The sequence below is a fragment of the Haladaptatus ordinarius genome (genome assembly GCF_054177595.1).
Map to the genome: position 1 here is coordinate 1 of NZ_JBPEHH010000085.1, position 17,838 is coordinate 17,838.

At 63.4% G+C, this 17,838-nt stretch carries 14 protein-coding genes and 3 pseudogenes; 8 read left to right on the forward strand and 9 right to left on the reverse strand.

Annotated elements, in window-relative coordinates; translation table 11 throughout:
- Window positions 1–120: 120 nt before the first annotated feature.
- From ACR3FF_RS20970 to ACR3FF_RS20980, 3 genes and pseudogenes are all read right to left on the reverse strand, one after another.
- Window positions 121–915, reverse strand: a complete 795-nt coding sequence (locus tag ACR3FF_RS20970) for an alpha/beta fold hydrolase (protein WP_458190080.1) — start codon at window positions 913–915, stop codon at window positions 121–123.
- 120 nt (window positions 916–1,035) lie between these two features.
- A pseudogene (locus ACR3FF_RS20975) lies at window positions 1,036–1,233 on the reverse strand (carbohydrate ABC transporter permease); the annotation flags it as partial.
- Window positions 1,224–1,622, reverse strand: a pseudogene (locus tag ACR3FF_RS20980) (carbohydrate ABC transporter permease); the annotation flags it as partial. The pseudogenes ACR3FF_RS20975 and ACR3FF_RS20980, both read right to left, overlap by 10 nt.
- A 134-nt stretch (window positions 1,623–1,756) precedes the next feature.
- Here ACR3FF_RS20980 and ACR3FF_RS20985 point away from each other — a divergent pair.
- Together ACR3FF_RS20985 and ACR3FF_RS20990 are read left to right on the forward strand one after the other, a co-directional pair.
- A complete protein-coding gene (locus ACR3FF_RS20985) occupies window positions 1,757–1,882 on the forward strand; it encodes a DUF8028 family protein (RefSeq protein ID WP_458190081.1) in 126 nt (41 codons plus the stop codon).
- A 249-nt stretch (window positions 1,883–2,131) separates the two neighbouring features.
- Window positions 2,132–2,374: pseudogene (locus ACR3FF_RS20990) on the forward strand (ISNCY family transposase); the annotation flags it as partial.
- Between the two features lie 510 nt (window positions 2,375–2,884).
- Here ACR3FF_RS20990 and ACR3FF_RS20995 read toward each other — a convergent pair.
- A complete protein-coding gene (locus tag ACR3FF_RS20995) occupies window positions 2,885–3,820 on the reverse strand; it encodes a DUF7351 domain-containing protein (RefSeq protein ID WP_458190082.1) in 936 nt (311 codons plus the stop codon).
- Window positions 3,821–3,938: 118 nt separating this feature from the next.
- Between ACR3FF_RS20995 and ACR3FF_RS21000 the strand changes: the two genes are divergently transcribed.
- Together ACR3FF_RS21000 and ACR3FF_RS21005 are read left to right on the forward strand one after the other, a co-directional pair.
- Window positions 3,939–5,801, forward strand: a complete 1,863-nt coding sequence (locus ACR3FF_RS21000) for an ABC transporter ATP-binding protein (RefSeq protein ID WP_458190083.1) — start codon at window positions 3,939–3,941, stop codon at window positions 5,799–5,801.
- Window positions 5,798–7,672 (forward strand): ABC transporter ATP-binding protein, encoded by a 1,875-nt coding sequence (locus tag ACR3FF_RS21005; RefSeq protein WP_458190084.1) that lies wholly within the window; start codon window positions 5,798–5,800, stop codon window positions 7,670–7,672. Before ACR3FF_RS21000 ends, ACR3FF_RS21005 begins: the two co-directional genes overlap by 4 nt.
- Window positions 7,673–7,821: 149 nt before the next feature.
- Here the strand turns inward: ACR3FF_RS21005 and alaS are convergent, their stop codons facing one another.
- The 5 genes from alaS to ACR3FF_RS21030 form a co-directional block, all read right to left on the reverse strand.
- Window positions 7,822–10,593 carry an alanine--tRNA ligase gene (alaS, locus tag ACR3FF_RS21010; RefSeq protein ID WP_458190086.1) on the reverse strand — a complete coding sequence of 924 codons (2,772 nt, stop codon included), beginning with the start codon at window positions 10,591–10,593 and terminating at the stop codon, window positions 7,822–7,824.
- A gap of 55 nt (window positions 10,594–10,648) precedes the next feature.
- A complete protein-coding gene (locus ACR3FF_RS21015; protein WP_458190087.1) occupies window positions 10,649–12,292 on the reverse strand; it encodes a hypothetical protein in 1,644 nt (547 codons plus the stop codon).
- Window positions 12,289–13,023 carry an ABC transporter ATP-binding protein gene (locus ACR3FF_RS21020; RefSeq protein ID WP_458190088.1) on the reverse strand — a complete coding sequence of 245 codons (735 nt, stop codon included), beginning with the start codon at window positions 13,021–13,023 and terminating at the stop codon, window positions 12,289–12,291. Before ACR3FF_RS21020 ends, ACR3FF_RS21015 begins: the two co-directional genes overlap by 4 nt.
- Before the next feature lie 136 nt (window positions 13,024–13,159).
- Window positions 13,160–13,768, reverse strand: a complete 609-nt coding sequence (locus ACR3FF_RS21025; protein WP_458190089.1) for a GNAT family N-acetyltransferase — start codon at window positions 13,766–13,768, stop codon at window positions 13,160–13,162.
- 144 nt (window positions 13,769–13,912) lie between these two features.
- Window positions 13,913–14,887, reverse strand: a complete 975-nt coding sequence (locus ACR3FF_RS21030; protein ID WP_458190090.1) for a replication factor C small subunit — start codon at window positions 14,885–14,887, stop codon at window positions 13,913–13,915.
- 609 nt (window positions 14,888–15,496) lie between these two features.
- Here ACR3FF_RS21030 and ACR3FF_RS21035 point away from each other — a divergent pair.
- Genes ACR3FF_RS21035 through ACR3FF_RS21050 form a run of 4 tightly spaced genes read left to right on the forward strand, consistent with a single transcriptional unit; the run spans window position 15,497 to window position 17,471 of the window.
- A complete protein-coding gene (locus ACR3FF_RS21035; RefSeq protein WP_458190091.1) occupies window positions 15,497–16,582 on the forward strand; it encodes a bactofilin family protein in 1,086 nt (361 codons plus the stop codon).
- 60 nt (window positions 16,583–16,642) lie between these two features.
- Window positions 16,643–16,840 (forward strand): ubiquitin-like small modifier protein SAMP2, encoded by a 198-nt coding sequence (gene samp2, locus ACR3FF_RS21040; protein WP_458190092.1) that lies wholly within the window; start codon window positions 16,643–16,645, stop codon window positions 16,838–16,840.
- Window positions 16,837–17,220, forward strand: coding sequence for a GNAT family N-acetyltransferase (locus tag ACR3FF_RS21045; RefSeq protein WP_458190094.1), 384 nt, complete (start codon window positions 16,837–16,839; stop codon window positions 17,218–17,220). The genes samp2 and ACR3FF_RS21045 overlap by 4 nt, the downstream gene beginning before the upstream one ends.
- A 59-nt stretch (window positions 17,221–17,279) precedes the next feature.
- Window positions 17,280–17,471 carry a hypothetical protein gene (locus ACR3FF_RS21050; protein WP_458190095.1) on the forward strand — a complete coding sequence of 64 codons (192 nt, stop codon included), beginning with the start codon at window positions 17,280–17,282 and terminating at the stop codon, window positions 17,469–17,471.
- Window positions 17,472–17,838: the final 367 nt, after the last annotated feature.

The window sequence follows — 17,838 nt, forward strand, 5'->3', positions numbered from 1 at the left end:
CATAATTGGACGGCAACCGGTGAGGGAGGACGCGAAAGCGTACTTCGCTCCCGAGGAAACGCGCAACCTTAATATCCTCTTCGAGGAATCCTCGCCGTTTACCGCGGGGAGGATGTCAAGCTAGCTGACCGTCCCATCCGCGTGCGCTTCGAGGAACGCGAGCAGTTCGTCGTTGACCTCCTTCGACCGTTCGACGTGGACGAGGTGCGGAGCGCCCTCGAACTCTCGTAGCTCACCACGCGGGAGTCCCTCCGCTAGCGCCCGCCCGCCTTCGACGGGGAACACGCGGTCTGCGGTGCCGTGGAGCACCAGTGCCGGCGTGGTAATCTCGAACAGACGCTCGCGCAGGTCGAAATCGTCCATCGCGGCGAACTGAGCGCGCTGGGCGTCGAGCGAGGCGTCGTCGGCGAGCCGCCACTCGACGACCTCTCCCAGTCCGGCATCGAACGCCCCGTCGGTCACGACCGGCCGAAGCGACTCGTGGAGTGCTTCGGGCGTCTTCTCGGCGAGCAACTGCTCGCGCACGTCCGGGGGGACACTGAACTCCCCGCCGGGAGACGTGCCGACGAGCGTCAGCGTCTTCGCTCGCGAGTACTCGCTGGCGTACTGGAGCGCGACCATGCCGCCGAGTCCAGCACCGACGAGGTGGGCCTTTCGAGCGCCGTGGTCGGCCAGTACTGCGTCGAGGTCGCCGGCCAACTTGGCTATCGTGTACGGGCCGTTCGGAGCGTCCGACCGACCGGTGCCTCGGTTGTCCCACACCACCGATTCGAACGGTCCGGCGATTGCGGCGTGTTGCCACCCCCACTGCCACGCGCCGTAGCCCGCGTCCTCGACGAAGGCGACCGTGTCGTGACTCGTCGGGCCGTCCACCTCGTAGTAGAGGGCGACGCCCTCGTGTTCCGCGTATGGCATTCTACGACGTGCGTACGGGACGCGGATGTTTCAAGTCGTTCGTTCACGGTCGCGGTTTTCCGTCCACGCGCCCGACGACCACACCGACGCGGTCGAAACTGCAGCGAACGGTGCTGACTCTCACTCCTTGAGCGCCCCGGCAGTCAGACCACTCACGATTCGCTCCTGTGCCACGACGACGAGAATCGCCACGGGAAGGACGCCGACGATGCTCGCGGCGGCCATCAGGTTGTAGAACGCCTGGAACTGGCCCTGATAGTTGAGAATGCCCCAGACGATAGGTGCCCAGTATTGGGGTTGTCCGTTGGTCATCGGGAACCGATGTACACCATCGCCACCGATCCCACGATGAGTGCGGTGATGAACGCCACTGCCACCGAGGTCCCGTACCGACCCGAACTGAACGTATCGACCACGAGGCAGGTGAGGATCGGTATCGTGCTACAGCTCGTGATCGTCTCGACGGTTCCGAACACACGCATCGCCTGGATGGTTCGGAACAGCATCGCCACCATGAGCGTCGGGAGCACGAGCGGGAACGTGATCATCTTGAACATCTGCACCCTGGACGCACCCGATACGCGACCGACCTTGTACAGCGTCCGGTCGACGCTCTGGAGGCCAGCGAGGATGAGCAGTGCCATGAACGCCGACGCCTTCCAGATGTCGGCGACGATTCGTATCATAATAGTATTGATTAAGATTGTTGATTGAAACGGTCGCAGTAATAGAGAGACGACGGCTCATCCTCCGTTCTTTCTCCCTCGACTGGGCACTTATACGGTCGGTAAGATATATTATGTGACGAATAGTATTCACTAAACTCGTCGTGGATTCGAATATGTCCGCGATAGAACTCATCAGCGCGCTCGTCGCACAGGTCGTCGTCGTTCCCCTCCAGTTCGTCGGCTTCTGGGCGTCCGTGTTGCTACCCTTGTTCTACATCCCCTCCTCTACACCGGACTGAAACCTGGCGTGGCCGTCTTCGTCGGACTGCTCGCAGTACACGGTCTGTCGCTCGTCCTCGGGCACGGTTACGGACGCGAGGACGAGAGCGCGAGTGTCCGAGTGTGAGAGGCGTCTTCCGAATCACGGTTCGGTCGGCGTCCGCATCGATGCCGTGACGTACCATTCCGTATCGTCGTATCGGGTTTACAGGCGGTATAGGAGAATGCCCCGGGGCTTGACCCCGGGGTTGAATCCGATAGACAGGGGAACAAATCGGTGGGATATCGAGAACCAGTACAAGTCGGTGAAGGCGTTCCTCCCGAAGACCTCGTCGAAGGATTCTCGCGTTCGGTTGTTCAACTTTACGTTTGCAGCACTGCTGTACAATCTCTGGCGGCTCACCGACTTTCTGGTGAAAGTCGGCATGGGTCAGGAGATCAGATCGCCACCGGTCGTGACCGCCAGGACGTTCGTCCGGGCGGTCGGCCGGTCACTCCGAGAGGGTGGGTGAGGAGACGACCCCCTCGCGCTCGCCTGCGGCAAGCCGCAGGACTCGCGTCCTGCACGTGAATTTGGCTGCTGTCTCCCAATCGAGCCGTCTTTTCCCATCAGCTAGCGATGGAAAGAGAGACTGACCCCAATCACTCCTCAGATTGCGTTTGATTCTATCGATATTCGTTTGTAGGACCTCTATATCCCGAAAACGTGGAAAGACCACAACTTCGGAGGATGGGGTTCTGATGCGTGCCTACCGGCAAGGAATGTGGGGTATTGTTCGAGTGGAGAATCAGCAGACGTGGCCCAATTCATCGCAAGTAGCGTGAAAAGAAGACACGCATCACCCGGCCAAACTCCAAACTTGTAAAAGACCACAGTTTCGGAGGATATGCTAATTCTCGCTCCCGATTCTACCTGGTTGTGGTATCTCTCACGGATACTACCTCACCTTCGTGATGGCTATCGAACCTGTGCGTGAGAAAGTTCGCGCGCCTGGAAAACCTCGTCAGAAGCGAGCCCACCGCTATCGGTTGTCATCGTTCGCATCTCGTTCGCGCTCGACCTCGCAAATCGACGCATCGGCGTCGACGGCGACGGACACGCGGTCGCCGTCGTGACCAAAGTGGTAGGTCAACTGCATGGGTTCCGTAGAGCGTACTTCGGCGTGCCAGACGTCGAGCTCGCCCCAGATTTGCGAACCGTGTCTCGCCGTTACGTCGAAGCTGTGTTCGGCGAGAAACCCTTCGACTATCGGGTGCATCGTCGCGAGCGTCGACGTGGACAGGCGGGTTCGCCTCCCGCAGCGTCGGCAATCGAAGCCGGCGAAGGAGGGGCTGGGTTCCGGGACGTCCGGCGGGCCTTCCGGGAGGCTCAACAGTGTCCCGTCGACGCGGCCACCGCAAGTCGGGCAGAAGCCGTCGGTGACGCGCGTCATCTTCTGGTGCCACCACGCGGCGAAGGCCGCAGGGAGGTCGTCGCGGTCGTACTCCTCGAGCGTCCCCGGTGGGAAGGCGAAGCTGGCGCCGCCGTCGCATTCCTCGCAGCGAAAGTGTGCGGTCTCCTCGCTGTAGGAGACGAGCATTTCGCCGCCGCAGAGCTGACAGTCCCAATCGACGGAGAACGGTTCGACCGTCGCGTCGGCGGTGTAGGTGCCGGCGTAGAGCGCGCCGACGACCTGCCTGCCGGCGTGTGTGAGTTTGTACCCCGTTCCGTCGTCGGTCGATACCTTCCGTAAGACGCGGCCGGTGAGGCGGTTCAAATGGTAGTTGAAGTTCCCCGTGTCGGCGAGGTCGACGCGGTCGAACAACTCGGAGAAGGAGGGGGCCGAGTCGGGTGCTTCGTGGACGGCCTGGACGATAGCCACTCGCACGTCGTTACCTAAGAGCGCGAACAACTCCTCCGGTGGGTGGTGTTCGATGTGGATGCGTTCGCTCGTCCCGTCCGGGCTCTCGTCGGCCATACTGCTTGGTATCCCGCCGAGAGGCAAGCCGTTTGTGATTGACATCGAGATATCAGTTCACGAACAGTAATGTGTTGCTGATTACACTTTTGTCGGCGGGGACGGCTCTGTCAGCACGATGGAATCTGCTCCGGTTCGAACGCTGCTCTTCCGGTTCGTTCGCCCGCACGCTCGGTCCCTCGTCGGCGGTATCGCCCTATTATTTGGCGCGATGACGTTGTCACGAGTCCCGCCGCTCCTCATCGGCGTGACGCTCGACTCGCTCCTCCTCGATAGCGAACCGTTCTCGATTCCGCTGATTCCGTCGACGTGGCTCCCGGCGACGACGACCGGGCAGGTGGTGTTCACCGTCGCCGGGTTGGGTGTCGCCATCGTCGGCGAGACCGCCGCGCAGTGGTACGGTCGGTGGGTCTACGAGCGGGCGACGCTCGAAACGCTCCACGACGTGCGCACCACCGTCTTCGCCACGGCCACCAGACTCCCTGTCGACACCGGTGGGGATACGGACCGGCTGAGCGTGCTCCACGACGATACGGGGAACCTCACGCGGCTGTTCGGGGGGATTCGGGACGGTGTCCGCTACGGGGGTAACGTCCTCACCGCGTTCGCCTTCATGGCACTGTTGAACTGGAACCTCGCGCTCGTTTTGCTGGTGCTCCCGCTCGTCATCGCGGCGACGGGACGCGTGTACGCTCGACTGCTCGGCCCGCGGTACGACCGGGTTCGCGGGAGCGTCGGCGGGTTGAACGCTCGGCTACGCGACGCTATCGAGGGGCAGGCGACGGTGAAGGCGTGCACGCGCGAAGCCACCGAACGCGACCGCGTCGCCGCCGCGTCTGGCGAATACCGCCAGGCCACGTGGACGGCACTCAAACTCCGCGCCGTCTACAACCGCGTCTCGTGGGTCATCGCCGCGACCGGTATCTGGGGGTTGTTCGCCTTCGGGAGTTACTGGATACTCGTCGGGCCACCCTGGGGGCTCTCCCTGGGTCTCACTGCCGGCACGCTCCTCACGTTCATCCTCTACACGTTCTCCTTCCTCGACCCGACTCGGCGGCTAGCGGTCGACGTCGTCGACGCGGTGCAGGACGGCCGCGCCTCGGCCCGTCGCGTCATCGCGCTCCTCGCAGCGCCGGAAGACGCCGAGTTCTCTCCCGAAGCCGGCGACACCGGTGGTACGGACTGGCTCGCCGTGGACGGCCGAATCAGCTACGACGACGTCTCCTTCACCTATCCAGACGCGGAATCTCCCGCACTCGACGGGGTATCCTTCGACGTGCCGGGTGGCGCGTTCGTTGGCGTCGTCGGACCGAGCGGCGCGGGGAAGTCGACGCTCTGTTCGCTCCTCCTCCGATTCGACGAACCCGACGCGGGCACGATTCGCCTCGACGGCCGCCCCATCGAGAGCGCAGCGGTCCGGGACGTGCGCTCGCATATCGGGTACGTGAGTCAGGAACCCCACCTGTTCCCCGGGTCCGTGCGGGAGAACATCGCCTACGCCCGGCCGGACGCCGCCGATGCCGCCGTCCGCGAGGCCGCCCGCCTCGCCGGCGCACACGAGTTCGTCACCGACCTCCCCGACGGCTACGACACCGAGGTTGGCGAGGGTGGTGCCACGCTCTCGGGCGGCCAACGCCAGCGCCTCGCACTTGCCCGCGCACTCCTCCCGGACCCCGACGTGCTCGTCCTCGACGAAGCGACCAGCCACGTCGACCAGCGCACCGGCCTGGCGATTCAACGTCGCCTCCCCGACCTCGCCGGCGACCGAACGGTGCTCGCGGTCTCCCACCAACTCCCGTCGGTTCGGCACGCCGACCGCCTCCTCGTCCTCGACGACGGCCGCCTCGTCGAAACCGGGACGCACGCGGAGCTCGTCGACCGAGATGGAACGTACGCCGGCCTCTGGGCCGTCCAGACCGGCGAACTCGTCGCCGACTCGGCCAGTCGCTCCGCGGGGAGCGTATCGGAGGTGGCAGAATGAGCAGCGACCTCGAGTCGCTCGCCGACCGAGCCGACCACGACTTCCCGCTGATAACACTCGCGTGGCGCTACGGCAGGGCCGACGCGGGCCGCTTCGTGTTTGCAGTCCTCGCCGGTTCGATTTCGACGTTCCTCAGCTTCGCCGACGTCTACCTCATCGGGCTTGGCATCGATGCGCTGTTCAACGACCAACCCTTCGCCGTCCCGCTCGTCCCCGAATCCTGGGTGCCGTCGACGCCGCTCGGCCTCCTGACGTTCGTCACGCTGTTGATGATGACGTTGAACCTCTCGACGAACCTCCTCGCGTTCGCCGACGACTGGGCGAGCGGCGTCTTCGCGCAGCGCGTCCTCGACCGAACGCGAATCGCCAGTTTCGACGCCATCCAGGAACACGAGCTCGCATTCGTCGAGGACGAACGGACCGGCGAACTCCTCAGCGCGCTGAACGACGACGTGAACCAGCTGAGCAGTTTCTTCACGACCATCGTCGGTGCCGCGGTCTGGATCGCCGCGACCATCGGGAGCGCCCTCGTCTACATGTGGTTTCTCGAACCGCAGCTGGCGGTGCTCGTCCTCTGCTGTGCCCCGATTATCGGCTGGCTGAACTACCGGTTCTCCCAGCGACTCGACCCGATTCAGGACCGAGTCAGAGCAACCCGCGGCGCGCTCAACGCTCGACTGGAGACCGCCCTCGAAGGGCTCTCCATCATCAAGGTGTTCACCGCCGAGCCGTTCGAACGCGACCGCGTCGCCGCCGCCTCCCGAACCGATGTCGACGCCCGCCTCGCCACGAAACGCCTCTCGGCCCGACAACCGCCGGTGAACCGACTCCTCGTCGGCGTCTGGCTCATCGGCGTAACCACGCTCGGCATCGTCTGGGTGCTCGAACAGCCACCCTGGCCGTTCTCAGGTGCACTCACGGCGGGGGTGCTCGTCCCGTTTCTCTTCTACCTCGAGCGCCTCTCGCTCCCACTCCGCAACCTCGGCGGCGTCATCGACCACACCACCGCAGCCCGTGCGTCTGCCCGCCGCATCCTCGGCATCCACGCCACCGCAGGTCGGAGCCCCGCCGACACGCACGGACAGACCACCGAGCTCTCGGTGACGGACGGGGCCGTAAAAGCGTCGGAAGTCCGATACCAGTATCCCAGGAGCGACCGCCCGGCGCTCGACGGCGTGTCCTTCGACGTCGCGGGCGGCCAAACCGTCGGCATCGTCGGCGCGACCGGCGCCGGGAAATCCACGCTCGTCGAACACCTTCTGCGATTCCGCGCCCCCGACGCCGGAACAATCGAAATCGACGGACGAGACATCGAGACGGCGTCGCGCGCGAGCTTCCGCGAGGCCGTCGGCTACGTCTCACAGACCCCCCACATCTTCGACGGCACCGTCCGCTACAACATCGCCTACGGAGCGACCACGACCGACATCGACGCGGTCCCCGATGCCCACGTCGAACGAGCGGCGCGGCTCGCTGGCGCCCACGAGTTCATCGTCGACCTCCCCGACGGCTACGACACCGATATCGGGTCCAACGGGGCGTCGCTCTCGGGAGGGCAACGTCAGCGCCTCGCACTCGCCCGCGCAATCGTCGACGAGCCACCACTTCTCGTCCTCGACGAAGCGACCAGTCAGGTCGATACCGAAACCGAACGCCGACTGCAGGAGCGCCTCGCCGACGTAACTGCTGAGCGGACCACTTTCATCGTCGCTCACCGCCTCTCGATGGTCCGCAACGCCGACGACATCCTCGTCTTCGACGACGGCACCGTCACCGAACGCGGAACCCACTCGGAATTACTCGCTGCAGACGGCCAGTACGCCGACCTCTGGAACATCCAAATCGGGAACATCAGCGCGCTCGACGCGTAATCGGTCGCGGTCCAGGCTCTCACAGTCCGGCTCTACACCGTTCGAAATCGACACTGAAACGATTCGTAACTGACGAACGCTACGCCGTAACCTCTCACGATGCAGAGGAACGACGAGAGAAAGATGGGGATGGGTAACGACGATGCGTGTCAGGCGTTCTCGACCTGCTGGAGCACCTCGGGCGCGTCTTCGAGCGCCGCGTCCAGTTTGTCGGCGTCGGGGCCGCCACCCTGAGCGAAGTCCTGCGGGCCGCCCCCGCCACCGCCGACGCGGGATGCGAGTTCGCCGACGACCTCGCCAGCGTTCAACGAGACGCCGTCGGGGACGGCGACGACGAACTGTGCGCCGTCCGCACCGCTGCCGAGGACCGCGATTTTGCCTTCGTCCACGAGGGCGTTCGCGGTCGCGCGGAGTTCGTCCATGTCGGCGTCGATTCGCTGGACGACCGCCGTGGTGTCGCCGATTTCTATCTCCTCGCCACCGGCGGAGCCGCTGGCGCGGGCTTCGGCGAGCTGTTCTTTGAGGTGCTCTATCTGCTTGCCGCGCGCCTTCCACTCCTCGAAGAAGCGCTCTGCGGTGTCCGGCACCTCCGGCGGAGCGACGTCGAGGATGTCGGCGGCAGACCGAAGCGTGTCGTCTGTCTGCTGGGTGGCCTCGATGGCCGCGTCGCCCGCGGCGAACGTGAGTCGCTCGACGCCGTCCTGGATTCGCTCGGTGTTCAGTATCTTGATACAGCCGACGTCACCCGTGCGACTGACGTGGGTGCCACCGCAGGCCTGGACGTCCTCTGCGACGTGGATGAGCCGGATGTTCGTCCCGGCGGGAATCCCGCCCTGATAGAGGTCGAAGCCGAACTCCTCTTCGGCCTCGTGACGGTTCGGCCACTCCTGTTGTATCGTCGTGTTCTCCATTACGATTTCGTTCGCCAGCAGTTCGATTTGCTTTGCGGTCTCGCGGTCGATTCGCTCGTAGTGGCGAACGTCGATGCGTGAACTGTCGGTGCCCTTTTGCGCACCGGCCTGTCGGATGTGGTCTCCTAGCACCTGCCGGGCAGCGTGAACGACGATGTGCGTCGCCGTGTGGTGTCGCATGAGTCTGCGGCGGCGCTGGGCGTTTATCTGCCCGCGAACGATGGCACCCTTGTCGACTTCCTCGTCGGTGTGGTGGAGGATGACGCCGTTTTGAATCCGGGTGTCGGTGACCTGCACGGTCTTCTCGTCGGTCGAGAGCGACCCGTGATCGCCCGGTTGCCCCCCGCCTTCGGGGTAGAACATCGTCTGGTCGACGACCACGTCGTAGCCCTCCTCGCGGTCGAACACGTCGAGGACGACGGCCTCGAAGTCGGTGCGGTGCTGGTCCTCGTAGTAGAGTCGTTCCGTCTTCGGGAGGTCGTCGAGGCGGTCGTCTTCGGACTTCTCTTCCTCGAACGCCTGTCCGCTGTCGTGGCGTTCCGCGACGAGGCTGTAGAAGTCGTCCGGAACATTCACCGAGACGCCGAACTCGTCGGCAATCTCCTCGACCATGTCGGGCTGAAGGCCGTGGGAGTCGTACAGTTCGACCAGCGTCTCGGTGGGAATCGCCTTGCCCTGCTCGGCGTGGTCGCGGGCGATGCGGCGCACCCGGCGACCACCCTGTTCGAGCGTCTCGCGGTACTTCTCGACTTCCGTCCGGACGATGTCGCGGATGGTGTCCCGATTCTCGTAGCCGAGTCGTTCGGCCTGCATGTCCACGAGTTCGTCTAACGGCGCATCGACGCCGACGTTGTCACAGAGGCGCTTGGTCCGCCGGAGCACCATCCGGGCGAGGTAGCCGGTCGAGACGTTGCTCGGGACGATGCCGTCGCCGAACATATAGGCCATCGTCCGGCTGTGGTCGGCGATAGCGTAGATGGTCTCCAGCGGTTCTATCAGCTCTTCGAGACGCTTCGTGGAGATGCCGATGTGGTCGGCGATGTTGTCGCGGGCCGCCTCCATGTCCTCGGCCTCGTCGATGTCCATGTGCCCCGCGAGTTTGGCCGACCGGTGGACGTACTCCGCCTCCTCCTCGGTGTGTTCGATTCCGGCGTTCTCCTTGAGGAACTCGATCATGTCGGGGTAGACCGCTTCGTAGACGGTCGGCGTCCCCTGGCTCATCCACGTCCACCGTTCGAGTCCGTACCCCGTGTCCACGATGTACGTGTCCATCGGCGAGTAGCGATTGCCGTCTTTGAGTTCGTACTCGCCCTCCGGGTCCTGTTCCATCGACATGAAAACGAGCGTGGCGAGTTCGGCCCCGCGGTAGATGACTTCGATAGCGGGACCGGCGTTGCCGCCGCCGACCCACGGGTCTTCGATGTACGTAATCTCGTCTAGATTCGCGCCGAGCGATTCGAAGAACTCGTCACAGTACGCGACGGTCTGGTCTTTCCAGTACACCTCGCCCTCGTAGGCGTACTCCTTCTCGGCGTCCTCACGGACGTTGAAGGCGTGGTGGGCCATCATCTCGAAGGCCATCGTGTGTCGCCCCGTCTTCCCTACGTTGTCGATGTCCTGCATCCGGATGCAGGGTTGGCTGATAGTCAGCGGGTTCGCCGGCGGTGGCGTCTGCCCGCTGGTGACGAGCGGTTGAAAGTCGTAGATAGATGCCTGGGTCAACAACACGTCGTCACGCCAGCGGTTCGCGGCGACGGGGTAGGGTTCGATTCGCTCGTGGTCGTGCTCCTCGAAGAACGAGAGGAACGCTTCCCGCATCTCCGAGAGGGTGAACTCGTCGTCGAAGCCGGGGTTGTCGATGAACCCGTACTCCTCGCACGGGGGTTCCCCGCACGTCGTTCGGTCGTGGTCGCGCGTCCAGAAGTGGTCTCCACACTCGGAGCACTCCTTTCGCACGAAATCGTTTTCCTCGAAATAATCGAGGCGGTACTCCTCCTCGAGTTCGCTCATTGTTGGTAGTTCTTCACCCATCGGTGCGTAAAACAGTTCCGCAAACCCTCTCGAGTCAGCGTAACGTGTACGTCTCGAACGTTCGGACGGCGTAGCGATAGGCGAGGGGTGGGGCGACCCCTCCCAGGAGGACCGCCACACCACCGGCGGCGATTCGGACTGTCGCTGGGTCGAGCGTTACCGGGAAGCCGACGTACTCGCTGACGACTCCGACGAGTCCCACGACGACCGGTGCCGCCCCCGAGACGAGCGCCACGACCGCACCCACGAAGCCAGACAGGAGCGCCAGCGAGTAGACCGCGAAGGCAGATTTGCTCGGGACGACGACTCGCCTGCTCCGGGTTACGCGAACCGAACTGAATCGCGGAAACGCGGTCCCGACGCCGACGGCGACCACAGTGCCGACGATTCCGAGGAGGCCACTGGCGACGGTCAGCCCGACCCATCGGACCGGCGCGAGCGGACTCAGCACGCCTGCGATTGCCGTCGTCCCCACTACGATGGGAAGGCCGACGAGCGTCGCCGCGAGGACGTGTCCACGGACGAACTCCCCGCCCCGAATCGAGGACGTGAGCGTCACCGGAAGCATCGCTCCTTCGTCCCCCAGCGGGTTGAGCGCCGACGCGCCGATGGCCCACGTCCCGTAGAGTGCGACCGACACAGCGAGAAATTCGGATATCTGTCCCGAGGCCACCGCGTTCTGAATCGGGGCAGTGATGAAAAACACCGGATAGATCACGTAGAGCAGTCGAAGGGGTGCGCGTTTCGTTCGTCGCCAGACGTTCGCGGTCACGGTCCGCGTCGGGCGCGACACGACGCCAGAGAGAACCTCGACGTTCGACTCGCTGGCATCGTACCGTTTGTGTTCGGGCTGGATCCGGTCGCCGAACCAGAGGCGATTCGCCACGCGAACGTCGAGGGCCACCAGCACGGGGACGCACACTGCGACGAACACGACCGCCGCGCCGACCCGGACGAGCGACGGTGTGACGCCGGGAACACCGAGCACGAACAGGTCACCGAGCCACGCGGTCGGTGCACTCTGCAACTGGGTCGCGAGCGAACTCATCACCCGCCCGAGTTCGTTCGACAGGATAACTCCCATATAGACGACGAACCCCACGACGGCGATGATGGATTTGTACTGTGCAAGCAGTTCCGACCGCGCGAACGCCATCTTGAGCAGGAGTCCGACGAGGTGGCCCGCGAGGAGCGCCGTCGTGAGCAGTCCGGTTGCCGCGAGAATGACGGTGAGGAGCGGCGTCGGCGTGCCGAGTGCCAGACTCCACGCCGCACTCATGGAGAGAAGCGGGACCCCGGCGATAGAGCCGATACGGGCGAGTTCCGCGAGGACGAGTCCACCGACCACGTCACGGGCCGGAACTGTCGTCAACAGTCCCGCCTCGTGGTCGATGCGCCCGGTCTTTCCCACCGCTCTCGCGGCGACCATCGCGGCCACCATCAGCCAGCCGACGGCGAACCCGCCGCGAGCGATTTCGAGCAGCGGAATCCCCTCGGTAATCTCGCCGCCGAACCGGTACGCGGCGTACGAACCGCCAACCGTCGGGACGCCGACGAACACGAGCAGAAAGAAACCGAACCCCAGGAGTTGTACGGGGTTTCCCCGCATCGCTCGGATACTTCGCAGGTACTCGATTCGGCCGATTCGAACGCTCTTCCGGGACGTCGGCCAGTTCATTTCGCCACCGCCGGTTCCTCGCTCGTCACATCGAGGAACACCTCTTCGAGCGTCTGCTCTTTCTCGGCGCGGTGCGTGAGTCGTTCCGGGGAATCCTCCGCGACGAGCGACCCGTCGGCGAGCACGCCCACCGTGTCGGCCAGTTCCTCGACGACGGGAAGGATGTGCGTCGAGAGGAAGACGGTCATGCCGTCGTCGGTGAGTTCCGAGATGAGGTCGCGCACGGTGCGAGCGGCACGCGGGTCGAGTCCCGACGTGGGTTCGTCGAGAAAGACGACTTCGGGTTCGTGGAGGACGGCCTGAATCACGGCCGTCTTCTGTTTCATCCCTTTCGAGTAGGTGCTCACGCGCTCGTCGGCGTCGTCGGTGAGACCGAACCGGTCGAGGAGGGCGTCGATGCGGTCGTCGGCGTTCAGGTCGCGCAGTCCGGCGACGTACTGCAACTGCTCGCGGGCGGTGAGTTCGTCGTACAGAGGTGGCTCTTCGGGGAGAAAACCGATGTGGGGAACGACGGCGTCCCGGTTTTCGATGGACTGCCCGGCGATTCGGGCAGTGCCGCTCGTTGGGCGAATCAGCGTCGTCAACATCCGCATGGTCGTCGTCTTCCCCGCGCCGTTCGGGCCGAGAAATCCGTAGACGGATTCGGCGGGAACGGAAAGTTCCAGGTTCGAGACGACTGGCGTGTCGTCGAATCGCTTCGTCAACCCGTCGGTCTCGATGGCGAGCGTCATCGTCGTCCCTCCGGCGGGGCGTGGGTGGAGAGAGAATCGACTGCAGGGATGTGCTGTGACATGCGTAGCCAACTGGACCACAGGCTGAAAAACCCGTCTGAAACTCGTCTTCCGTTTCGAACTGTACTCCCGTCTGCTATCCTTTCGTCGCAGATTCGTACTCTTCGCGTCTTATCGTGTACCGGTGTTGGTCAGTCACCTCTCCGTTCGGTCGCGGCTTGTACTGTCTGAGTAGCCCCTCGTGACGACCGCCGAACGTCTCGACGTACGACTCTATCATCCTGCGCGAGCGCTCGTTTTCGTCGGCGACCGTCGTGTAGAACGCGTCCAGGTCGAATCGCTCGAACGTCAGTTCGACCAGCGCTCTCGCTCGTTCCGTCCCGTACCCCCTGCCCCAGAACCGTTTTGCGAGGACGACCCCCGACCCGGCTCTGCGCTCGTCCCATTCCGGGCCGAAGGCGGTGAGTCCGGCGAGCTCGCCAGCGCCGTCTTCGCCGGATTTCGGGCGGACGGTGTATCGAGCAGTCTCGCGGTCGCGCCACTGCGATTCGGCGTGCTCGACGAACCCCGTGACGTCGGAGAGGGTCTGAAACCGAAACCACGGCATGTGCTCTGTCACCTCGGTCTGCCACGACTCGGTCGAACAGAGGTCGTACAGTTCAAAGACGTCGGTATTCTCCGCCGACACTCGTTCGAGCACGAGGCGGTCGGTCTCGATGCGTTCGGGAAACAGCGACTCGGACATACGTTGTCCAGAAAGGATGGCACCTTTCAAACTGTTCGTCTAGCAGATATATATACCGAAAGACATAATTGGTTATAAATTGCTATCTTCACTGAGTCTCTGTCTCTCGTGAGACTTTTCTCGGAGTCGTTCTCGGAATACTGCTCAGCCGAGTGCTAGCGAAGCCAACATCGCTTCGAGTTGGACGCGCTCGTTCGCCCCCTCTGTGATGCGGTAGTCGGCCTCGCCGACCCGTTCGAGGACGCGAACGGCGTCCTCGTCGTCCAGGTCGAACTCCCAGATAGAACGGTGGAGCTGGTCGATGATGTCGCCGCCCGCCATCCCGCGCTCGGTGAGCAGTTCGTCCAGTTTGGAGCGAGCACGGGTGAAGTCCCCGGTGAGGGCGTCCTGTACCATCTCCTTGATGTCCTCCGGACGGGCCGTGCTGGTGATGACGAAGACGTTCTCTTCGTCCACTCGCTCGCCCATGACCGAGGCGGCCTGCAAGGCGTTAATAGCCTTGCGCATGTCGCCGTCTGCGGCGTAAACGAGGGCGTTGATGCCGCCCTCTGTCGTCTCGATACCCTCCTCGTCGGCAATGTAGCGGATTCGCTCGGCCACGGCCTCGTCCGGAATCGGGCCGAAGCGAAACACGGCACACCGTGACTGGATGGGGTCGATTATCTTCGAGGAGTAGTTACACGACATGATAAAGCGCGTCTTGTCCGAGAACTGCTCCATCGTCCGGCGGAGGGCGGCCTGCGCGTCGTTCGTCAGGGAGTCGGCCTCGTCGAGGAAGATTATCTGGAAGTCCACCGCACCGGGGTCGTGACGGGCGAAGTTCTTGATCTGGTCGCGCACGACGTCGATGCCACGTTCGTCGGAGGCGTTCAGTTCGAGGAAGTGTGATTGCCAGCTATCGCCGTACAGTTCCTTGGCGATGGCGACCGCACTGGTCGTCTTGCCGATTCCTGCTGGCCCCGAAAACAGCAGGTTCGGCAGGTCGTTCTTCTCGATGTAACTTTGCAGTCGTGCAGTGATGTCGTCGTGTCCCGCCACCTCGTCCAACGTCTGCGGTCGGTACTTCTCGACCCAGATGGTGCCGCGTCCGGGGACGGTCTCCGCGTCTGCCTCGCTCATGTTTCAGCAGAGGAACCTCCCGTTCTTAAAGTCCCCGAGACTCCGCACCTCACTCCATTCAGATAATTAAGATTAGCTCTTTTCTCTCCGAACAGCTGCTCCTTTGTCAAGTATGTCGTGCACTGTTCGGCGATTGTCTGTTACTCAGGAGAGGTCTCTTTGATTACAAGTGCGGAAACTATCGTCGACAGATGGCTGCAACCGTGGTTCCGATGAGTTTGTATAAGGCTGATAGGGGTGAGAATCGAGAATCAACAGGGCGGCGAGGGCCGATTACACGTCCGTGGTGATGGCGGCAGACGTGGGTGTGTCGGTTGTGAACTCTCGCCACATGATAATTGTTCACACACAATTTAAGTTTTATGATCAAAAATATAAAATAAATAGCCAATGTTTGTTGCACCTCCTGATCGAATGATGGCGGACACAGCTTTGTGAGCTATTCCGCAATACGCATTTCAGGCGAGACGGAAGAAAATCCCGTTTCAATGACTAAACCCGCGGCTTGATTCGGACGGAGTTAGCCTCTCACTTCCCTGCTGACATTCGTCACTTCTGCCCTCACAACGACTCAATTACTATGCGCTCGGCACCCGACCCACTTGGTCCATGCGTGCGCACGTGAGCATCGTCGCCGTTGTCTTGCTTCTCGCAACGCTGCCAGCCACGGCGGCGGCCGAACAGACTCGGGCCGGTGGGACCGTCGTAGTCGGACAGGGAGAGACGATAGACGACGACCTCACGGCGACTGCCGGAACCGTCATCGTTCGGGGGACGATAAACGGCGACCTGACCGCGTTCGCCGGGAACGTCCTCGTCGCACAGAACGGTACCGTCAACGGTGACGCGTCGGCACTCGCCGGAAACGTCCAGGTCGAGGGGACCGTCACCGGCAACGTCGAAGCAGGGGGTGGCAATCTTGTCGTCGGCCAGACCGGACGGATAGGCGGGACGCTCGAAGGCTCGGCGGGGTCCATCCTGGTGGCGGGGACTGTCGGCGAGGACGCCCGAGTCGTGGGCGAGACGCTAAGAGTCGCGGGCAGCGCCGACATCGGTGGCGACCTGGTCTACAACGTCGGGACGTTCGAGCGTGCACCGGGAGCGAGCATCGGCGGCGTGGTTCGTCAGGACGAAACGCTCGGGGACGTCGGACCAGCACCGACCCCGATGGTGCCGGGGTGGGTCGGTACGCTGTACGGCTTCCTAGTGAACCTCCTGTTGGGCGCCGTTCTGCTGGCGGTGTTTCCGACGTTCTCCGAGAACGTCTCCAAGCGAGTGCAGGACGACCCCGTGTTTTCGGCGGGCGTCGGCCTGCTCTTGCTCGTTCTCGTGCCAACCGTGCTCATCGTCTTCGCCATTACGATCATCGGGATTCCCATCTCGCTTCTCGGCGCACTCCTGTTCGCCATCTTTCTCTGGGCCGCGACGGTGTACGGAGCGTTTGCGGTGGGCGTCTGGCTGCTGTCGCTCGCCGACGAGCGAAACCGATGGCTGGGGCTGGTGGTCGGCCTGCTCGTCGTCGCGCTGCTCGGTCAAATACCCGTCCTCGGCGGTTTCGTCCAGTTCGTCGTCCTCTTGCTCGGACTCGGTGCGCTGGCGCTCGCCCTTCGTGCGCGGTATCACGGTCGTCGCGAAGCGCCGACGGAGGTGACGAGGGTCGAACGAGGCAGCGACGAGGAGTCGCCCGCCGACTGACTCGACGGTCCTCGGCAGCGACCCCGACACGCTGAAGGTACGAGGCCGGCAAGGGAGGCCATGAATGTGACCGTGGAGGTGGTCGGCGAGGACACCCACGAGTTCGACGTGGACGACGAGACCTACGCCGACCTGCTGTCGGAGGTCGGTCTGAGTCCCCACGAGGTGTCGGTGATGGTCGACGGACGGCCCGTCCCGGAAGACCAGCCAGTCGAAGCGGAGCACGTGAAAGTACTTCGGCTCATTAAAGGCGGATGACAATTCGCATCGCACGTCCTGACGAACACCTCTCTGTCATGCGGATTCTGGACGCCGCGATGCTGGAAACCGACCCGGACGAAGTGCGAGCACGAATCGAGGCGGACGACGTGCTGATGGCGGAAAACGGCGGCCCCCTCCTCGGTGTGGCAGTGATGGAATCCCGCGAGTTCGGCGCTCGTATCGATTCGATTGCGGTGATGCGCTCGCGGCGGGCTCAGGGAATCGGAAGCGACCTGGTCGAGGCGGCCCGCGAACGCTACGGAACGCTCACGGCGGAGTTCGACCCCAGCGTTCGGGCCTTCTACGAGTCGCTCGCGTTCGACGTCGAACCAGTAGCAGATGGACGGTTGCGGGGCGTACTGGACGTCGACCGGTGAGTACGCTTCGACCCCCTCGAAAGCGAACACTGATACCGACCGTCGGCCAACGACACGCCATGGATGAGACGAGACGTCGACGGCTAGCGGTCATCTGGGTCGTGTTCGCTGGCCTGATGGCGGTCTACGTGCTCCGAGACGGCCTCGATACGTCGGCAAGCGACCTGCTCGGACTGGTCACGGTGGCACTCGGCGTGGGACTCGCCGCTATCTACTACCTGAACCCCGGTGACGTGCTGTCGTTCGAGTGAGCAGTTCGTTTCGGTTCCTCTCGTGACTCGTGAGTGTCTTCGAAAGCCACGTTTTCGGGATATAGAGGTCCTACAAACGAATATCGATAGAATCAAACGCAATCTGAGGAGTGATCGGGGTCGGTCTCTCGATCAATCGCTCGCTGGTTGGAAAAGGTGCCTCGATTGGAGGACAACAGCCGAACTCACGTGCAGAACGCGAGTCCTGCGGCTTGCCGCAGGCGAGCGCGAGGAGAGTGTTTCCTCATCCACCCTCTCGGAGTGACTGGCCGACCGCCCGGACGAACGTCCTGGCGGTCACGACCGGTGGCGATCTGATTTCCTGATCCATGCCGACTTTCACCAGAAAGTCGGTGAGCCGCCAGAG

Coding starts and splice junctions, on each gene's coding strand:
- ACR3FF_RS20970 (WP_458190080.1), bottom strand. CDS start 915: ATGCCATACGCGGAACACGAGGGCGTCGCCCTCTACTACGAGGTGGAC.
- ACR3FF_RS20985 (WP_458190081.1), top strand. CDS start 1,757: ATGTCCGCGATAGAACTCATCAGCGCGCTCGTCGCACAGGTCGTCGTC.
- ACR3FF_RS20995 (WP_458190082.1), bottom strand. CDS start 3,820: ATGGCCGACGAGAGCCCGGACGGGACGAGCGAACGCATCCACATCGAA.
- ACR3FF_RS21000 (WP_458190083.1), top strand. CDS start 3,939: ATGGAATCTGCTCCGGTTCGAACGCTGCTCTTCCGGTTCGTTCGCCCG.
- ACR3FF_RS21005 (WP_458190084.1), top strand. CDS start 5,798: ATGAGCAGCGACCTCGAGTCGCTCGCCGACCGAGCCGACCACGACTTC.
- alaS (WP_458190086.1), bottom strand. CDS start 10,593: ATGAGCGAACTCGAGGAGGAGTACCGCCTCGATTATTTCGAGGAAAAC.
- ACR3FF_RS21015 (WP_458190087.1), bottom strand. CDS start 12,292: ATGAACTGGCCGACGTCCCGGAAGAGCGTTCGAATCGGCCGAATCGAG.
- ACR3FF_RS21020 (WP_458190088.1), bottom strand. CDS start 13,023: ATGACGCTCGCCATCGAGACCGACGGGTTGACGAAGCGATTCGACGAC.
- ACR3FF_RS21025 (WP_458190089.1), bottom strand. CDS start 13,768: ATGTCCGAGTCGCTGTTTCCCGAACGCATCGAGACCGACCGCCTCGTG.
- ACR3FF_RS21030 (WP_458190090.1), bottom strand. CDS start 14,887: ATGAGCGAGGCAGACGCGGAGACCGTCCCCGGACGCGGCACCATCTGG.
- ACR3FF_RS21035 (WP_458190091.1), top strand. CDS start 15,497: ATGCGTGCGCACGTGAGCATCGTCGCCGTTGTCTTGCTTCTCGCAACG.
- samp2 (WP_458190092.1), top strand. CDS start 16,643: ATGAATGTGACCGTGGAGGTGGTCGGCGAGGACACCCACGAGTTCGAC.
- ACR3FF_RS21045 (WP_458190094.1), top strand. CDS start 16,837: ATGACAATTCGCATCGCACGTCCTGACGAACACCTCTCTGTCATGCGG.
- ACR3FF_RS21050 (WP_458190095.1), top strand. CDS start 17,280: ATGGATGAGACGAGACGTCGACGGCTAGCGGTCATCTGGGTCGTGTTC.